The organism is Pseudomonas bijieensis (assembly GCF_013347965.1).
Lineage (GTDB): Bacteria > Pseudomonadota > Gammaproteobacteria > Pseudomonadales > Pseudomonadaceae > Aquipseudomonas > Aquipseudomonas bijieensis.
Genome location: NZ_CP048810.1, coordinates 1922167 through 1938403, shown reverse-complemented (window position 1 = coordinate 1938403; position 16237 = coordinate 1922167). Strand labels below are relative to the sequence as shown.

Annotated in this window: 12 protein-coding genes; 8 read left to right on the top strand and 4 right to left on the bottom strand. The window is 59.7% G+C overall.

What is annotated here, in order from left to right; genetic code table 11:
• The first annotated feature begins 77 nt into the window (after window positions 1-77).
• From clpP to GN234_RS08185, 6 genes are all read left to right on the top strand, one after another.
• Window positions 78-719, top strand: coding sequence for an ATP-dependent Clp endopeptidase proteolytic subunit ClpP (clpP, locus tag GN234_RS08210; protein WP_003183177.1), 642 nt, complete (start codon window positions 78-80; stop codon window positions 717-719).
• A gap of 107 nt (window positions 720-826) precedes the next feature.
• Entirely contained in the window at window positions 827-2110 is a 1284-nt protein-coding gene (clpX, locus tag GN234_RS08205) for an ATP-dependent Clp protease ATP-binding subunit ClpX (RefSeq protein ID WP_109751640.1), read from the top strand.
• A 160-nt stretch (window positions 2111-2270) separates the two neighbouring features.
• A complete protein-coding gene (gene lon, locus GN234_RS08200) occupies window positions 2271-4667 on the top strand; it encodes an endopeptidase La (protein ID WP_109751641.1) in 2397 nt (798 codons plus the stop codon).
• 149 nt (window positions 4668-4816) lie between these two features.
• A complete protein-coding gene (locus GN234_RS08195) occupies window positions 4817-5089 on the top strand; it encodes an HU family DNA-binding protein (RefSeq protein WP_002552737.1) in 273 nt (90 codons plus the stop codon).
• A 224-nt stretch (window positions 5090-5313) separates the two neighbouring features.
• Entirely contained in the window at window positions 5314-7185 is a 1872-nt protein-coding gene (locus tag GN234_RS08190) for a SurA N-terminal domain-containing protein (protein ID WP_176688251.1), read from the top strand.
• A gap of 392 nt (window positions 7186-7577) precedes the next feature.
• Window positions 7578-8438, top strand: coding sequence for a DUF2242 domain-containing protein (locus GN234_RS08185; RefSeq protein WP_176688250.1), 861 nt, complete (start codon window positions 7578-7580; stop codon window positions 8436-8438).
• A gap of 287 nt (window positions 8439-8725) precedes the next feature.
• Here the strand turns inward: GN234_RS08185 and GN234_RS08180 are convergent, their stop codons facing one another.
• The 3 genes from GN234_RS08180 to GN234_RS08170 all read right to left on the bottom strand — a co-directional run bounded on the left by GN234_RS08180 (window position 8726) and on the right by GN234_RS08170 (window position 12285).
• Window positions 8726-9763 (bottom strand): AraC family transcriptional regulator, encoded by a 1038-nt coding sequence (locus tag GN234_RS08180; protein WP_109751644.1) that lies wholly within the window; start codon window positions 9761-9763, stop codon window positions 8726-8728.
• Between the two features lie 2 nt (window positions 9764-9765).
• Window positions 9766-10896 carry a carbon-nitrogen hydrolase family protein gene (locus GN234_RS08175; RefSeq protein WP_176688249.1) on the bottom strand — a complete coding sequence of 377 codons (1131 nt, stop codon included), beginning with the start codon at window positions 10894-10896 and terminating at the stop codon, window positions 9766-9768.
• Between the two features lie 171 nt (window positions 10897-11067).
• The gene (locus tag GN234_RS08170) at window positions 11068-12285 is read right to left on the bottom strand and encodes a DUF3422 domain-containing protein (RefSeq protein WP_176688248.1); all 1218 of its coding nucleotides are present in this window, start codon (window positions 12283-12285) and stop codon (window positions 11068-11070) included.
• Window positions 12286-12525: 240 nt separating this feature from the next.
• On the opposite strand from GN234_RS08170, the gene GN234_RS08165 reads away from it, so the two are divergent.
• The gene (locus tag GN234_RS08165) at window positions 12526-14565 is read left to right on the top strand and encodes an oxidoreductase (protein ID WP_176688247.1); all 2040 of its coding nucleotides are present in this window, start codon (window positions 12526-12528) and stop codon (window positions 14563-14565) included.
• 188 nt (window positions 14566-14753) lie between these two features.
• On the top strand, window positions 14754-15662 hold the full coding sequence (locus tag GN234_RS08160) for a 1-aminocyclopropane-1-carboxylate deaminase/D-cysteine desulfhydrase (RefSeq protein WP_176688246.1): 909 nt from the start codon (window positions 14754-14756) through the stop codon (window positions 15660-15662).
• 6 nt (window positions 15663-15668) lie between these two features.
• Here GN234_RS08160 and GN234_RS08155 read toward each other — a convergent pair whose 3' ends face one another.
• Window positions 15669-16217, bottom strand: a complete 549-nt coding sequence (locus GN234_RS08155) for a cytochrome b (RefSeq protein WP_109751649.1) — start codon at window positions 16215-16217, stop codon at window positions 15669-15671.
• Window positions 16218-16237: the final 20 nt, after the last annotated feature.

Here is a 16237-nt window from a genome sequence, read left to right as displayed (position 1 = left end):
AATAAACACCCATAAGCCAGCCTTCGTGCTGGCTTATGCGTATTCAAGACATAACTATTTGGGAGTGACTGCGAGACATGTCCCGCAATTCTTTTTATCAGCAGAGCTCTGACATCCAGGCCGCAGGCGGCCTGGTCCCGATGGTTATCGAGCAGTCCGCCCGTGGCGAACGTGCCTATGACATCTACTCGCGTCTGCTCAAGGAACGCGTCATCTTCCTGATCGGCCCCGTTGAAGACTACATGGCCAACCTGGTCGCGGCGCAGCTGTTGTTCCTTGAAGCGGAAAACCCGGACAAGGATATCCATCTGTACATCAACTCACCTGGCGGTTCGGTGACTGCGGGCATGTCGATCTACGACACCATGCAGTTCATCAAGCCTGACGTTTCCACCATCTGCATCGGCCAGGCCTGCAGCATGGGCGCCTTCCTGCTCGCCGGCGGCGCAGCGGGCAAGCGTCACTGCCTGCCTAACTCGCGGATGATGATTCACCAGCCATTGGGCGGCTTCCAGGGCCAGGCGTCGGATATCGACATCCATGCCAAGGAAATCCTCCACATTCGTTCGCGTCTTAATTCATTGCTGGCCCATCATACGGGCCAAAGCCTCGAAACCATTGAGCGCGACACCGAGCGTGACAACTTCATGAGCGCCGAGCGTGCAGCCGAATACGGCCTGATCGACTCCGTGATCAACAAGCGTCAAATGCCTGCCTAAGCCGCTCAAAATGCAGGTGGTTGGGATGACCGGCCGCCTGCGGGCTTGAAAAAGCCCGCAATTGCCTTCATCTTGTGTTGCAAGCCTATCGGATTTGGATCGATCGAATGACTGACACCCGCAACGGCGAGGACAACGGCAAACTGCTTTATTGCTCCTTCTGTGGCAAAAGCCAGCATGAAGTACGCAAATTGATTGCCGGCCCCTCGGTCTTCATTTGCGACGAGTGCGTCGACCTGTGCAATGACATCATCCGCGAGGAGGTGCAGGAAGCCCAGGCCGAGAGCAGCGCGCATAAATTGCCTTCGCCTAAAGAAATCAGCGGCATCCTTGATCAGTATGTGATTGGTCAGGAACGTGCGAAAAAGGTACTGGCCGTAGCGGTGTACAACCACTACAAGCGCCTGAACCAGCGTGACAAGAAAAATGATGAGGTCGAACTCGGCAAGAGCAACATCCTGCTGATCGGCCCGACAGGCTCGGGTAAGACCCTGCTTGCCGAAACCCTGGCTCGCTTGCTGAACGTTCCGTTCACCATCGCCGACGCAACCACCCTCACCGAGGCTGGTTATGTAGGTGAAGACGTCGAGAACATCATTCAGAAGTTGTTGCAGAAGTGCGACTACGATGTGGAAAAAGCCCAGATGGGCATTGTCTACATTGACGAAATCGACAAGATTTCCCGCAAGTCCGACAACCCGTCCATCACCCGGGATGTTTCCGGTGAGGGCGTGCAGCAGGCCTTGCTCAAGTTGATCGAAGGTACGGTCGCTTCCGTTCCGCCCCAAGGTGGTCGCAAGCATCCGCAGCAGGAATTCCTGCAAGTCGACACCCGTAACATCCTGTTCATCTGCGGTGGTGCGTTCTCCGGCCTGGAAAAGGTTATTCAAAACCGTTCCACCCGTGGTGGCATCGGTTTCAACGCCGAAGTGCGCAGCAAGGAAGAAGGCAAGAAAGTCGGTGAGTCCCTGCGTGAAGTCGAGCCTGACGATTTGGTCAAGTTCGGTCTGATCCCGGAATTCGTCGGTCGTCTGCCGGTCCTGGCAACGCTGGACGAGTTGGATGAAGCCGCGTTGATGCAGATCCTGACCGAGCCGAAAAACGCCCTGACCAAGCAGTATGCCAAGCTGTTCGAAATGGAAGGTGTAGACCTGGAGTTCCGTTCCGACGCGCTGAAATCGGTCGCCAAACGTGCCCTGGAACGCAAGACCGGTGCCCGTGGGTTGCGCTCGATTCTCGAAGGTGTATTGCTCGACACGATGTATGAGATCCCCTCGCAGTCCGAGGTGAGTAAAGTCGTGATCGATGAAAGCGTTATAGAAGGCAAGTCCAAGCCACTGTATATCTACGAAAACAGTGAGCCGACTGCCAAGGCCGCGCCGGACGCTTGAGCGTCCCGCTGCCGGAACAAAGAAGGGGCCTTCGGGCCCCTTTGCTTTTAGCGCGTTTTAGACGTGTCTAGTGCTTGTTTTTTTTCAAGGCTGCCCCCATCTTGGTTTCAAGCTTACTTCCATCTGTTTCCGGCCTTAGGGCCGCCGTAGAGGCGAAATCATGAAGACAACCATCGAATTGCCTCTCCTGCCATTGCGCGATGTAGTGGTGTATCCGCACATGGTTATCCCGCTGTTCGTGGGGCGCGAGAAGTCCATCGAAGCCCTCGAGGCTGCGATGACGGGTGACAAGCAGATTCTCTTGCTGGCTCAGAGGAACCCTGCTGACGATGATCCTGGCGAGGACGCACTTTATCGCGTAGGTACGATTGCAACGGTTCTGCAACTGCTCAAGCTGCCTGACGGCACCGTCAAGGTCTTGGTTGAAGGCGAGCAGCGTGGTGCTGTGGAGCGTTTCAGCGAAGTGGACGGCCATTGCCGGGCCGAAGTGTCGCTGATCGAAGAAGTCGATGCGCCCGAGCGCGAATCAGAGGTGTTTGTCCGCAGCCTGCTGTCTCAGTTCGAACAATACGTGCAACTGGGCAAGAAGGTGCCTGCAGAGGTCCTGTCGTCGCTTAACAGCATCGATGAGCCGGGCCGGCTGGTCGATACGATGGCGGCCCACATGGCCCTCAAGATCGAGCAGAAACAGGAAATCCTCGAAATCATCGATTTGTCCGCCCGTGTCGAGCACGTGCTGGCATTGCTCGACGGCGAAATCGATCTGCTGCAGGTCGAGAAACGCATTCGCGGCCGCGTCAAGAAACAGATGGAGCGCAGTCAGCGCGAGTACTACCTGAATGAGCAGATGAAGGCCATTCAGAAGGAGCTCGGCGACGGCGACGAAGGCCACAACGAAATCGAAGAGCTGAAAAAGCGCATCGATGCCGCTGGTTTGCCCAAGGATGCACTGGCCAAGGCCCAGGCCGAGCTGAACAAGCTCAAGCAAATGTCGCCGATGTCGGCCGAGGCCACCGTGGTGCGCTCCTACATCGACTGGCTGGTCCAGGTGCCGTGGAAAGCCCAGAGCAAGGTACGCCTGGACCTGGCGCGCGCCGAAGACATCCTCGACGCCGACCATTACGGCCTGGAAGAGGTCAAGGAGCGCATCCTTGAATACCTCGCCGTGCAGAAACGCGTGAAAAAGATTCGTGGCCCTGTCCTGTGCCTGGTCGGTCCTCCCGGGGTCGGTAAAACCTCCTTGGCGGAGTCGATTGCCCACGCCACAAACCGCAAATTCGTACGCATGGCCCTTGGCGGCGTGCGCGACGAGGCGGAGATTCGTGGTCATCGCCGTACCTACATCGGTTCGATGCCAGGAAGATTGATTCAAAAGATGACAAAGGTTGGCGTGCGCAACCCGCTGTTCCTTTTGGATGAAATCGACAAGATGGGTAGCGACATGCGCGGCGATCCTGCCTCTGCATTGCTCGAAGTCCTCGATCCCGAGCAGAACCACAATTTCAACGATCACTACCTGGAGGTCGACTACGACCTGTCGGACGTGATGTTCCTCTGCACCTCCAACTCCATGAACATTCCGCCAGCATTGCTGGACCGGATGGAGGTGATTCGTCTGCCGGGCTACACCGAGGACGAGAAGATCAACATTGCCGTGAAATACCTTTCGCCCAAGCAGATCCAGGCCAACGGCCTGAAAAAAGGCGAGCTGGAATTCGACGAGGAAGCGATTCGCGACATCATCCGTTACTACACCCGCGAAGCCGGTGTGCGTGGCCTGGAACGGCAGATTGCCAAGGTTTGCCGCAAGGCGGTCAAGGAGCACGCGCTGGAAAAACGCTTCGCGGTCAAGGTCACTTCGGACCTGCTGGAGCACTTCCTGGGTGTACGCAAGTTCCGCTATGGCCTCGCCGAGCAGCAGGACCAGATCGGCCAGGTGACTGGCCTGGCGTGGACACAGGTCGGTGGTGAGTTGCTGACCATCGAAGCGGCCGTGGTGCCGGGCAAGGGGCAGTTGATCAAGACCGGTTCCCTGGGCGACGTGATGGTCGAGTCGATCACCGCTGCGCTGACCGTGGTTCGCAGCCGCGCCCGGAGCCTGGGCATCCCCCTGGACTTCCATGAGAAGCGTGACACGCATATCCACATGCCTGAAGGGGCTACGCCCAAGGACGGCCCTAGCGCCGGTGTAGGCATGTGCACGGCCCTCGTCTCGGCGTTGACCGGTATTCCGGTGCGCGCCGATGTCGCGATGACAGGTGAAATCACGTTGCGCGGCCAAGTCCTGGCGATCGGCGGTCTGAAGGAAAAACTGCTGGCGGCACACCGTGGCGGGATCAAGATCGTGATCATTCCTGAAGAGAATGTCCGCGACCTGAAGGAAATTCCTGACAACATCAAGCAAGATCTTCAGATCAAACCAGTTAAATGGATTGACGAGGTCCTGCAAATTGCGCTGCAATACGCGCCGGAGCCCTTGCCGGATGTGGCTCCGGAGATTGTCGCGAAGGAAGAAAAGCGAGAGTCTGACTCTAAGGAAAGAATTAGCACGCATTAGTACGCATTTGCCTGGGGGGCTTTCTTGACAGTTTTTTAGAGCCCTTGTTATAAAGCGGCTCTTAAGTGTCTGCAGGCCATTCAGCACTCGTTTTTTGCTTTCACCAAAAAAACTTAGAATCATCTCAAATAGATATAAGGGGACTTAGAGTGAACAAGTCGGAACTGATTGATGCTATCGCTGCATCCGCTGATATCCCGAAAGCTGCTGCTGGCCGTGCGCTGGACGCTGTAATCGAATCCGTCACTGGCGCTCTGAAGGCTGGCGACTCCGTTGTTCTGGTTGGTTTCGGCACCTTCTCCGTGACCGATCGTCCTGCTCGTATCGGTCGCAACCCGCAGACCGGTAAGACGCTGGAAATCGCTGCTGCCAAAAAGCCAGGCTTCAAAGCTGGTAAAGCACTGAAAGAAGCCGTTAACTAAGGTTTCGTTGAGTTTATCCGGGTCGGGGTCATGCCTGGCTTGGCAGCGGAGCGGTAACACGGCCGGTTGCAACCGGCCTGGCACACCAGGGCTTGCAGGTTAGGGCCCGGTCCGCTCCGCCAGTTACGAGAAGGCGCATCCTCGGATGCGCCTTTCTTCTATCCGGATTCTACCCACGCTCCACGGTTGCCTAAATTTGAAGTTCAACCGTTTCTGGGGGACGCATGCTGCAGAATATCAGGGACAATTCACAAGGCTGGATTGCCAAGACCATCATCGGGGTCATCGTCGCATTGATGGCGTTGACCGGTTTCGATGCCATTTTCAAAGCCACCACCAACAGCAACGAAGCGGCCAAGGTCAACGGCGAAAACATCAGCCAGAACGAGCTGAGCCAGGCGGTCGACATGCAACGCCGTCAGCTCATGCAACAGCTGGGCAAGGATTTCGACGCCTCCCTGCTGGACGAAAAAATGCTGCGCGATTCGGCGCTCAAGGGCCTGATCGATCGCAAGCTGTTGCTGCAGGGCGCACACGATGCCAAATTCGCTTTCTCCGAAGCTGCGCTCGATCAAGTGATCCTGCAAACGCCTGAGTTCCAGGTCGATGGCAAATTCAGCGCCGAGCGTTTCGACCAGGTGATCCGCCAGCTGGGTTACAGCCGTATGCAGTTCCGCCAGATGCTGGCTCAGGAAATGCTGATCGGTCAGTTGCGCGCAGGCCTGGCAGGCAGCGGTTTCGTCACCGATGCCCAAGTGCTGGCATTTGCCCGCCTGGAGAAACAGACCCGTGATTTCTCCACCTTGAACATCAAGGCTGACCCGGCGTCCGTCAAGCTGACCGATGACGAGGTCAAGGCTTACTACGACCAACACGCGAAGGAATTCATGACGCCTGACCAGGTGGTCATCGATTACCTCGAGCTGAAGAAAGCCTCTTTCTTCGATCAGGTCAGCGTCAAGGACGAAGACCTGCAAGCGGCCTATCAGAAGGAAATCGCCAACCTGTCCGAACAGCGTCGGGCTGCGCACATCCTGATTGAAGTGAACGACAAGGTGACCGAAGCCCAGGCCAAGGCGAAGATCGAAGAGATCCAGGCTCGCCTGGCCAAAGGCGAGTCGTTTGAAGCGTTGGCGAAGGAATTTTCCCAGGATCCAGGTTCGGCGAACAACGGTGGCGATCTCGGCTATGCCGGTCCAGGCGTCTACGATCCGGAATTCGAAAAGGCCTTGTATGCCTTGAACAAGGACCAGGTCTCAGCACCGGTACGCACCGATTTCGGCCTGCACCTGATCAAGCTGCTGGGTGTCGAGGCGCCTGAAGTGCCTACGTTTGCCAGTCTCAAGGACAAGCTGACCCGCGAGCTGAAAACCCAGCAGGTGGAGCAGCGTTTTGTCGAGGCGACCAAGCAACTGGAGGATGCCTCGTTCGAAGCGTCCGACCTGGCGCAACCAGCCCAGGATCTGAAGCTGACCGTCCACACGTCGGCTCCGTTCGGTCGCGAAGGCGGCGAAGGGATTGCGGCCAATCGTGCCGTGGTCACCGCTGCGTTCAGCCCGGAAGTGCTGGATGAGGGTGCCAACAGCACCGCCATCGAGCTGGACCCGGAAACCGTCGTGGTGCTGCGTGCCAAGGAACACCGCAAGCCTGAGCAACTGCCGCTGGACAAGGTGGCAGGGCCCATTCGTGCCCAATTGGCCAAGGAGCACGCCAGCGCAGCGGCCAAGACCCGTGCTGACGAGTTGATCGCCAGCCTGCGCGACGGCAAGACTGCATTGGACAAGCCGATCGAGGGCCAAGGCTGGAAAACCGCCGAGGCAGCCACCCGCAACCAGGAAGGCATCGACCCGGCGGTGCTGCAAGCACTGTTCCGCATGCCCAAGCCTGAATCCAAGGACAAGCCGACGTTCAGCAGCGTGACCTTGCCTGACGGCAGCCTGGTGGTCGTACGTCTGAACGGCGTGAACGAAGCGGCGGCACCGACTGACGAAGAGAAGGCTGAATATCGTCGTTACCTTGCGTCCCGTGTTGGTCAGCAGGACTTTGCGGCGTATCGCAAGCAGTTGGAGAGCCAGGCGGATATCAAGCGTTTCTAATTGCTTGATGCTTTTTCAAACTTGGTTGTGATGCTGTTCAGTTAGAAAAAAACGGCGCTTCTTCAGAAATGGGAAGCGTCGTTTTTTTTGCTTCGTTTTTTCGGAGATGGGGGATATACACACCAAACCAGGTAAAAACCACGCCTCTCGGAGCGGAATGTCAAAATCTTCATTAACCGGCTCAAGTAAACGGCATTAGGCCAAAATGCTGGGGTTTTCATATCTGCTTGTTGCCCAAAAGCGGGGGGTATTCGTCGCTCCACCGGACCAGCGTCTTTTTCCTGCAAACAACCCCCAGTAGACTTGTAACCCCCTTGAAACAAGATTAGCCACGCTGCCAGGTCGCGTTCTGTTGCACAATACGCCCCGGACCGTTTTTCTCAGGATGTTCAATGTTCAGATCATTTCACATGCGCACCGTCGGGCTTGCATTGCTGCTGGCCGCCGCAGCCGGTTGCTCGTCGAAGAAAGCCGCCATTTACGAGCACGAGAACTTCGATGACTCCGGCACGTTCTCGCGCACTTATCCAGTGAGTGACGCCGCCACCTGCGAGGCGGGGCGTAGGGCGTTGCTCAGCCAGGGCTACATCATCACCAGCAGCGATCCGAAGCTGGTCAGCGGCCACAAGAGTTTCCAGCAGACCGGCGACACCCACATGGAGATCAGCTTCAACCTGGTCTGTGCCGAAGATGGTGGGGCAGGTCATCGTGCGACCATGTTCGCCAACGCCTTGCAGGACCGCTACGCCCTGAAGAAAATCAACAACTCCGCGAGCCTGGGCGTGGGCGTGCTGGGTTCCGTATCGATGCCGATCGGCTCTTCGGACGATTCGATGGTCAAGGTCGCCAGCGAAACCGTGTCGGCGGCCAAGTTCTATGAGCGTTTCTTTGCCTTGGTAGAGCTGTTCCTGCCGCCCGAAGCGAAGAAGGCTGTCGAGAGCGCCGATAAACCGAAAGCTGAACTGGGTATTCCGGAAACCAAGGTCGAACCGGCCGCCCTGGTGCCTGCACCAGCGCCTGCACCGGAGCCTGTTGCCCCCGCGCCAGCTGCACCGGTGGAGGAGGCCACGCCGGCCCCTGTCGAAACCGCTCCTACGGTATCGGAGCCAGTCGCACCGCCAAGCGAGCCCGCGCCGATTGCGCCCGAGTCGTTCGAATCTGCGCCGACGACGGAAACCGTGACACCGCCACCACCGCCGTCCAGCTCGTTGCCGCCCCCGACCGAGCCGATCCAGCCGCTTCCGGCCTCCTGAGGTGCTGTGGCAGGGAGTTACGCCCTGTCACACTTCACGCGGTAATTTCCTGCCCCTGTGCTACGTTTAATTCATGAAGCCTTTGCTTCATGTTTTGTTCATAAAGCAGCTTTATGCTGATGCCAGCGCCATCAGGCATGGTCTCAATGACAGGGGAAGGACACGTAATGGATGATTATCAGGAAGAGCTGCTGGAATACCAGGCCTATGAACTGGACCCGCTGGAACCCGCCGAAGATGCGACGGAGTTGTAAGGGCGTTGCAAACTTCAGCTAAACGCTTGAAGCTCAACTCCCTCTGTGACTACGACGAAACTCCCCAGGCGTCTGGTCGTTCCAGCGCTTGAAGGCCCGTTGAAATGCCTCGGCCGAGGCGAATCCCAACAGATAGGCGATTTCGCCGAACGCCAGTTCGGTATCGCGTATGTAGGTCATGGCCAGGTCGCGGCGGGTGTCGTTGAGAATGGCGCGAAACTGCGTGCCTTCCTCGGCCAGCTTGCGACGCAGGGTCCAGGTCGGCAGCTTCAAGCGAGCCGCCACTTCCTCCAGGTCGGGCTCCCGGCCGCCGTTGAGCAACGGCCCCAGCAGTTGAATGATGCGCTCACGCAGGCTGCGGGTGCGGGTCAGTTGTTCCAATTCCCGTTCACACAATTGAACCAGATGGTGCCAGGTGCTGGGGCAATGCTGTGGGTTGCGCTGGGCGAGGCTGTCCAGGCCCAGGCGCAGTTGATTCTGTTCGGCGCCAAACTGGATCGGGCAGTCACCGAGCGTGCGGTAGGCGTCCAGGTACGCAGGCTCCTCGAATTCGATTTCGATGCGTTCGGGCCGCAGCGCGATGCCGCTGACGCTGGACAACTGCGCCAGCCAGCCGGCAAGGATCGAATCCACGACGAAGCGGTTATAGGCGTTATACGGGCTGATGGAATAGAACCGTAGCCAAGCGCCCCGGGCATCCTCATGGAAACTCGATTGGCCGCGATAGTTGGAGCCATACAGTGGTTCGAAGCGGATCATGCAGCGGGCCGCCTCGCGCACGGTCGGTGCCTGGGCCGCGGTAACGCCCGCCAGCCCGGCCTGGCTCAAGCGGCCGAGCTGACCCATGCGCAGGCCCAGGGCCGGGTCCTGGGTTTGTTGGATCGCGGCGTGGCCCAGGCGCATGTAGCGTGGAATCGACAATCGAGCCCCAGGCTCGGCCAGGCGCGCAGCATCGAGACCGTACTGTTCAAGCAAGGGTTGCGGGTCTTGCCCATGGCTGGCGACCGCGTCAGCCAGGCTATGGACGAAGCCCACTGACAAGTCCCCCAGGCGCATCGGCTGCGGTTTCATGTTCACAACCACAGGTTCAGCAGGCGGGCACCACGGGCTTCGCCATCGGGGAAGTGTTGGCCGTCGTGGCTGATGAAGCTCTGGCCGGCGCTGCCGCTGTCCCAGAACTGGCCACGCAGGAACACGCTGACGCCGCCCCGGGCCTGGCTGATGGGCAATTGGCCGGTCAGTGTCAGGCGATGCCAGGCTTGCCCCTCGCTTACTTCACCTGGCTTGAGGCTCACTTCGCTCGGCGTGGACAGGCCTTTGTAACCGCTCCAGGGTTTGTCCCACGTATCGCGACCAATGATGAAGGCAGGTACCGCGATCAGTTGCGCGCCTTGGTCGTTGAGTTGCCGGTAATGGAGCGGGTACCAACTGTCGCTGCCGATCAGCACGCCCAGGCGCCCGGCGGGGGTGTCGATGACTTGCGGGACGGTCGGATGGTTGGCCCCAAGCACATCTCGCTGTTCGAACACGGGATGACGCTGGCGCTGTGGCTGGCCGATCGGCCGGCCATCGCTGCCGAATACCAGGCTGCTGTTGTACAACGCGCCGCGGCCGATCTTCAGTTCACCCTCGCTGACGCTGGGCTCGGGAAGCACGATGGAACCGGCCACCAGGGTGATACCGAACTCCTTGGCCAGTCCACCGAACAGCGCTTGATAGTCATGGGCCATGCGTTCGGCTTTCATGCGCAGGTAGGCATCGTCCAGTCGGTTATCGCCTTGAGCGCTGGCCAGCGCCCGGATAAACGCCAGCGGATTGCTGATCGCCAGCCAGTTCATGGCTTCCTTCAGGGTAGTGGCCTGGTACAACTCGTCTTTTTCGCCGCCGACCATCAACCAGGTGCCGATGTGCTCGGGCAGGACCACCACGGTCTTGGCATTGAGAAAGCCCAGGTCGCGAGCCGTTTGCAGATAGGCCGCCAGTTTGCGATGCAGGCGCTCGGGACTTTGGTAGTCGGTGGGGAACAATTCGGGCTGGATGCCCAGCAGGTTGCCGCGATCGGCGGGCGTACCCTGGTCGACCGCCAGGTTGATCCGCAGGTCTGACAGGTAATGACCCGTCGGACGATCCGTCGTCCATAGCGCGTAGGTGATCAGGGCGGCAATCAAGGCCAGTGTGAACAGCAGGTACAGAAATTTGCGCATGGGGGAACAGTCAGCGGCCGTGTGCAGGTTCGTGATTTTCATCAGGAGCTACGGGGCAGGGTACGGTAAAACAAGGGATTAGCGAAGGGCGGGCGCTGATTTGTACTCACGGCAAGCAAGCGCAACGGCGTCCATGGAGCTATTGGACGCCATCCGCGCTGGCAAGGCGCGCTAATGACTTTTCGCCTTCCTGATCCTGATCAGAATCAGCAGCATGATCAACAGCACTGGCGGTGTCATGCCCAGCAAGGCTTCGCGGGCCGAGAGGTTTGCGCCCAAGGTATGCAGCCCGCTATAGACCAACTTGAACAGGTTGATCAGGTAGTAGGTGATGGCAATGATCGACAGGCCTTCCACCGCGCGCTGGATCTTGATCTGTGCATCGGCACGCGCATTGAGGCTGCGCAGGATCTCGGCGTTCTGGTCCTCCATTTCGACCTGTACGCGTGCTTGCAGCAAGTCGCCCAGGTTGGCGACGCTCATGGCCAGTTGTTCGAGGCGCTGTTCGGTGGCAGTGCAATAGCGCACCGTGGGTTTGAAACGCCGTTCGATGAAGACCCCCAGCCGCTGACAATCCCCCAGGTGACTTTCACGCAACTCCCCCAGGCGCTCGAACACCAGTTGTGCGTAGGCGCGGGTCGCGCTGAAGCGGTGGCGATTCCTGACCGTGCTGCTGACCACCTGGCGAGACAGCAGGGCGATGTCCTCCAGCAGCGCCTTGGCATGCACGCCGCTGGCATTGGCGTTGCGTTCGGACAGGCTCACCAGGGTGCGATCGAATTCGTTCAGTTGCGGGTCCAGTGCCTTGGCGGTACTGAGCGACAAGGACGCCATCATCCGGTAGGTCTCGATTTCCAGCAGGCGCCGGATCATGCGGCCCTGGCGATACGCATTGAGCCGTCGGTTGATGAACAGCAGGCGATTGGTGCCGTCCTCGGTCAGGCGAAAATCGCTCCAGACCACCGCATCGCCACCGCCCACGCATGAGCCGCAAGGGTCCTTGAAACCGTAGCTGGGCAGGTCGAGACCGGCTTCTGCGCGCACCACCACCTGAACGGCATTGATGAGGTGCTGGGCGTGACCTTCGATACCTCGGGCAAGGCTTTCGGGCAGCGTCGTCCATTGCAACTCATTGCTGCTGGCCGGCACGACCAGGGTCAGCGTGAAGAACTCGGCGTGGCGTTCCCACTTCAGCGGATGTCCTTCCAGGCGGGTGATGCCCTGTGCGGCCTGCGCGGCGACGGTATCAGGGCACAGTCGCTCGAGCAGTGCGTTGCACTGGGCGGTGTCACCCAGAAACGCCAGGTGGAAGACATGGGCCGGTTCGTCGAAATACAACGACGGGCGGGCGTGCAACTCGTTGTGCAGCATTTTTCGTTGGGGATGCATGCAAGGACAACCGTGTTGTTAACGTTATTATTGGTTTGAGCACCTGGACCTGCGTTGATAGGACTGGCGTATCCGGCTGAGAGTCACGCACGACTGAGCGGCGTCCTGCACATTTGGATCATTAAGTTGTCAGTTACGGTCATTGAGCGCCCGAACTCTGCCTCTTACGCTGTGGGCCATGACAGACGCAAGCCGCAGAGCCTGCGCTTTTTTCCGTGATCGCCCGTTGTGGAGTTACCGATGACCGCCTCTCATTACCCGCACCTGCTGGCCCCGCTGGACCTGGGTTTCACTACGTTGCGCAACCGTACCCTGATGGGCTCGATGCACACCGGCCTGGAAGAGAAGCCGGGCGGCTTCGAACGCATGGCGGCGTATTTCGCCGAGCGCGCCCGGGGCGGTGTGGGCCTGATGGTCACCGGTGGGATCGGGCCGAACGACGAGGGCGGTGTTTACTCCGGCGCGGCCAAGCTGACCACTGAAGAAGAGGCGCTCAAGCACCAGATCGTTACCCGGGCCGTACACGAGGCTGGTGGCAAGATCTGCATGCAGATTCTCCATGCCGGGCGCTATGCCTACAGCCCCAAGCAAGTGGCACCGAGCGCGATCCAGGCGCCGATCAACCCATTCAAGCCCAAGGAGCTGGACGAAGAGGGGATCGAGAAGCAGATCAGCGATTTCGTCACCTGCTCGGTCCTGGCCCAGAAGGCCGAATACGACGGCGTCGAGATCATGGGCTCGGAAGGTTATTTCATTAACCAGTTCCTGGCGGCCCACACCAACCACCGTACCGACCGCTGGGGCGGCAGCTATGAAAACCGCATGCGCCTGCCGGTGGAAATCGTGCGTCGGGTACGCGAGGCGGTAGGCCCGAATTTCATCATCATCTTTCGTCTGTCGATGCTCGATCTGGTGGAAGGTGGCAGCACCTGGGACGAAATCGTCCAGTTGGCCAAGGCCATCGAGCAGGCCGGCGCGACGATTATCAACACCGGTATCGGTTGGCACGAAGCGCGAATTCCCACTATCGCCACCAAGGTTCCACGGGCGGCGTTCAGCAAGGTCACGGCCAAGCTGCGCGGTTCGGTGAGCATTCCGCTGATCACCACCAACCGCATCAACACTCCGGAAGTGGCCGAGCAGATCCTGGCCGAAGGCGATGCCGACATGGTCTCCATGGCGCGGCCTTTCCTGGCCGACCCGGAGTTCGTCAATAAGGCGGCCGCAGGGCGCAGCGATGAAATCAACACCTGCATCGGCTGCAACCAGGCGTGCCTGGACCACACCTTTGGCGGCAAGCTCACCAGTTGCCTGGTCAACCCACGGGCTTGCCACGAAACCGAACTCAACTACTTGCCGGCGACCCAGGTGAAGAAAATCGCCGTGGTCGGTGCCGGCCCGGCCGGGTTGTCCGCCGCCACGGTGGCGGCCGAGCGTGGGCATCAGGTGACACTGTTCGATTCGGCCAGCGAAATCGGTGGTCAGTTCAACATCGCCAAGCGCGTGCCAGGCAAGGAGGAGTTCTTTGAAACCCTGCGCTATTTCAAGCGCAAATTGCAGACCAGCCATGTCGAGTTGTGCCTCGACACCCGGGTGGATGTGGCGCAGTTGGTGGCCGGCGGTTACGACGAGATCATCCTCGCCACGGGCATCGCGCCGCGTGTGCCGGCGATTCCCGGGGTGGAGCATGCCAAGGTGTTGAGTTATCTGGACGTGATCCTGGAGCGCAAGCCGGTGGGCCGCAGTGTCGCGGTGATCGGTGCCGGCGGTATCGGCTTCGACGTGTCGGAATTCCTGGTGCATCAGGGCGTTGCCACCAGCCAGGACCGTGAGGCGTTCTGGAAGGAGTGGGGGATCGACACCCGGCTCGAAGCCCGCGGCGGCGTGGCCGGGATCAAGGCCCAGCCACACGCACCGGCGCGCCAGGTGTTCCTGCTGCAACGCAAGACTTCCAAGGTCGGTGACGGCCTGGGCAAGACCACTGGCTGGATTCACCGCACGGGCCTGAAGAACAAGCAGGTGCAGATGCTCAACAGCGTCGAGTACCTGAAGATCGACGACGACGGCCTGCACATTCGCATCGGCGAAACCGGCGAGCCACAAGTGCTGGCCGTGGACAACATCGTGATCTGCGCCGGCCAGGATCCGCTGCGTGAATTGCAGGAAGGACTGGAAGCCGCGGGGCAGACCGTTCACCTCATCGGCGGTGCCGACGTGGCGGCGGAGCTGGACGCCAAGCGGGCGATCAACCAGGGTTCGCGGTTGGCGGCGCAGTTGTAAGGTTCACGCCCCGTATCACCCGGATCCCCTGTGGGAGCGAGCCTGCTCGCGATGGCGGTTAGTCAGTTTCAGAAGCGCTGGCTGATCCACCGCTATCGCGAGCAGGCTCGCTCCCACAGGTTTTTCGACGTCAGGGAGTCTGCGACCAGCTGTTAAGATACCGGCGTCTTCCTGTCCGGCCTGCCGCCATGCTGCTTCCCGCCCTCGACTGGCATCCCCAACCCCGACTTGAACCCCTTCATCTGGACTGGCTCGCCCGTGCCAGTGTTGAAGTGGCAGTGTTGCGCCTGGACCGGATCGACCCGCTGATCAGCGGCAACAAGTGGTTCAAGCTGGTCAATCATTTGCGCACCGCCCATGAGGTCGGTGCCAAGGGGATCATGAGCCTGGGTGGGGCCTATTCCAATCATTTGCATGCACTGGCGGCGGCGGGCAAGCGTTTCGGCTTTCCCACGGCGGGGCTCTTGCGTGGGCACCCCCAGGACACGCCGACGGTGCGCGACCTGAAAGCCCTTGGCATGGACCTGCACTGGCTGGGTTATGGCGGATACCGAGAGCGGCACGCAGCGGATTTCTGGGAGTCGTGGCAGATCCGCTATCCACATTTGCATCCGGTGCCCGAAGGCGGCTCAGGATTACCTGGTGCACAAGGTTGCATGGCTTGGGCGGCCAGCGTCCGTGAACAATTGGCGACGTTGGGATGGGCGGATTATCACGGCTGGTGGCTGGCCTGCGGCACCGGAACGTCACTGGCCGGGCTGGTGTTGGCCGAAGCCGGGCAGCGCCCGGTCTATGGCGTACTGGCGGTGCCCCAGGACCATGGCGTGGCGCAGCGAGTCGAAAGCATCCTGGGGGAAGCGGGCCTTTGCAGTGCGCTTTATGAACTGTTCGACGGCAGCCGTGGCGGTTTCGCCCGGGTCGATGGTGAACTCACCGATTTCATCGAAACCACGGCGGCCATCGAGCTGGAGCCGTTGTACACCGGCAAAGCCTTGCTGTTGCTTAAAGCGCGGGTCGAGGCCGGAGGGTTTGCCCCAGGCACCCGCTTGATCTTCGTCCACACCGGCGGCTTGCAAGGCCGCCGAGGGTTCGAATAACAGCGATCAGCCGCGTTTGGGCATCATCCGCAACAGCGTGTTGTCGCGTACCACATAGTGGTGATACAGCCCCGCCAAGGCATGCAGGCCAATCAACCAATAGCCGATGGTGCCGCCCAGCACATGCCAGCTTTCCAGTTGCTTGGCGAAATCCTTGTCCTGATCGACGAGCAAGGGCAAATCGAAACCGTAGAACATCACCTGATGCCCTTCGGCGCTGGTGATCAGCCAGCCCAGCAGCGGCATGGCGATCATGAACAGGTACAGCGCCCAGTGCATCAGGCGCGCGAGGAAGGTTTGCCACGCAGGCGAGGCCGGGAAAATCGCCGGTGCCTTACCCATGCTGCGGGCGAACAGGCGCAGCCAGACCAGTACGAACACGGTCAGGCCGAGCATGAAATGCGCTTCCTTGATCAGGGTCCGGCCGCCGCTGCCCTTGGGGAAAATCCCCCGGAACTCGATGCAGGCATAGACCACCGCCAGCAGAACCAGCATCAACCAATGCAAGGTCACCGTGACGGTACTGTAGCGGCTTTCTGAGTTTTTCCAGGGCATTGCGGGTATCTCCAACAATC

Coding starts and splice junctions, on each gene's coding strand:
- clpP (WP_003183177.1), top strand. CDS start 78: ATGTCCCGCAATTCTTTTTATCAGCAGAGCTCTGACATCCAGGCCGCA.
- GN234_RS08165 (WP_176688247.1), top strand. CDS start 12,526: ATGACCGCCTCTCATTACCCGCACCTGCTGGCCCCGCTGGACCTGGGT.
- GN234_RS08175 (WP_176688249.1), bottom strand. CDS start 10,896: ATGCGCAAATTTCTGTACCTGCTGTTCACACTGGCCTTGATTGCCGCC.
- GN234_RS08160 (WP_176688246.1), top strand. CDS start 14,754: ATGCTGCTTCCCGCCCTCGACTGGCATCCCCAACCCCGACTTGAACCC.
- GN234_RS08155 (WP_109751649.1), bottom strand. CDS start 16,217: ATGCCCTGGAAAAACTCAGAAAGCCGCTACAGTACCGTCACGGTGACC.
- GN234_RS08190 (WP_176688251.1), top strand. CDS start 5,314: ATGCTGCAGAATATCAGGGACAATTCACAAGGCTGGATTGCCAAGACC.
- GN234_RS08180 (WP_109751644.1), bottom strand. CDS start 9,763: ATGAAACCGCAGCCGATGCGCCTGGGGGACTTGTCAGTGGGCTTCGTC.
- GN234_RS08185 (WP_176688250.1), top strand. CDS start 7,578: ATGTTCAGATCATTTCACATGCGCACCGTCGGGCTTGCATTGCTGCTG.
- lon (WP_109751641.1), top strand. CDS start 2,271: ATGAAGACAACCATCGAATTGCCTCTCCTGCCATTGCGCGATGTAGTG.
- GN234_RS08170 (WP_176688248.1), bottom strand. CDS start 12,285: ATGCATCCCCAACGAAAAATGCTGCACAACGAGTTGCACGCCCGCCCG.
- clpX (WP_109751640.1), top strand. CDS start 827: ATGACTGACACCCGCAACGGCGAGGACAACGGCAAACTGCTTTATTGC.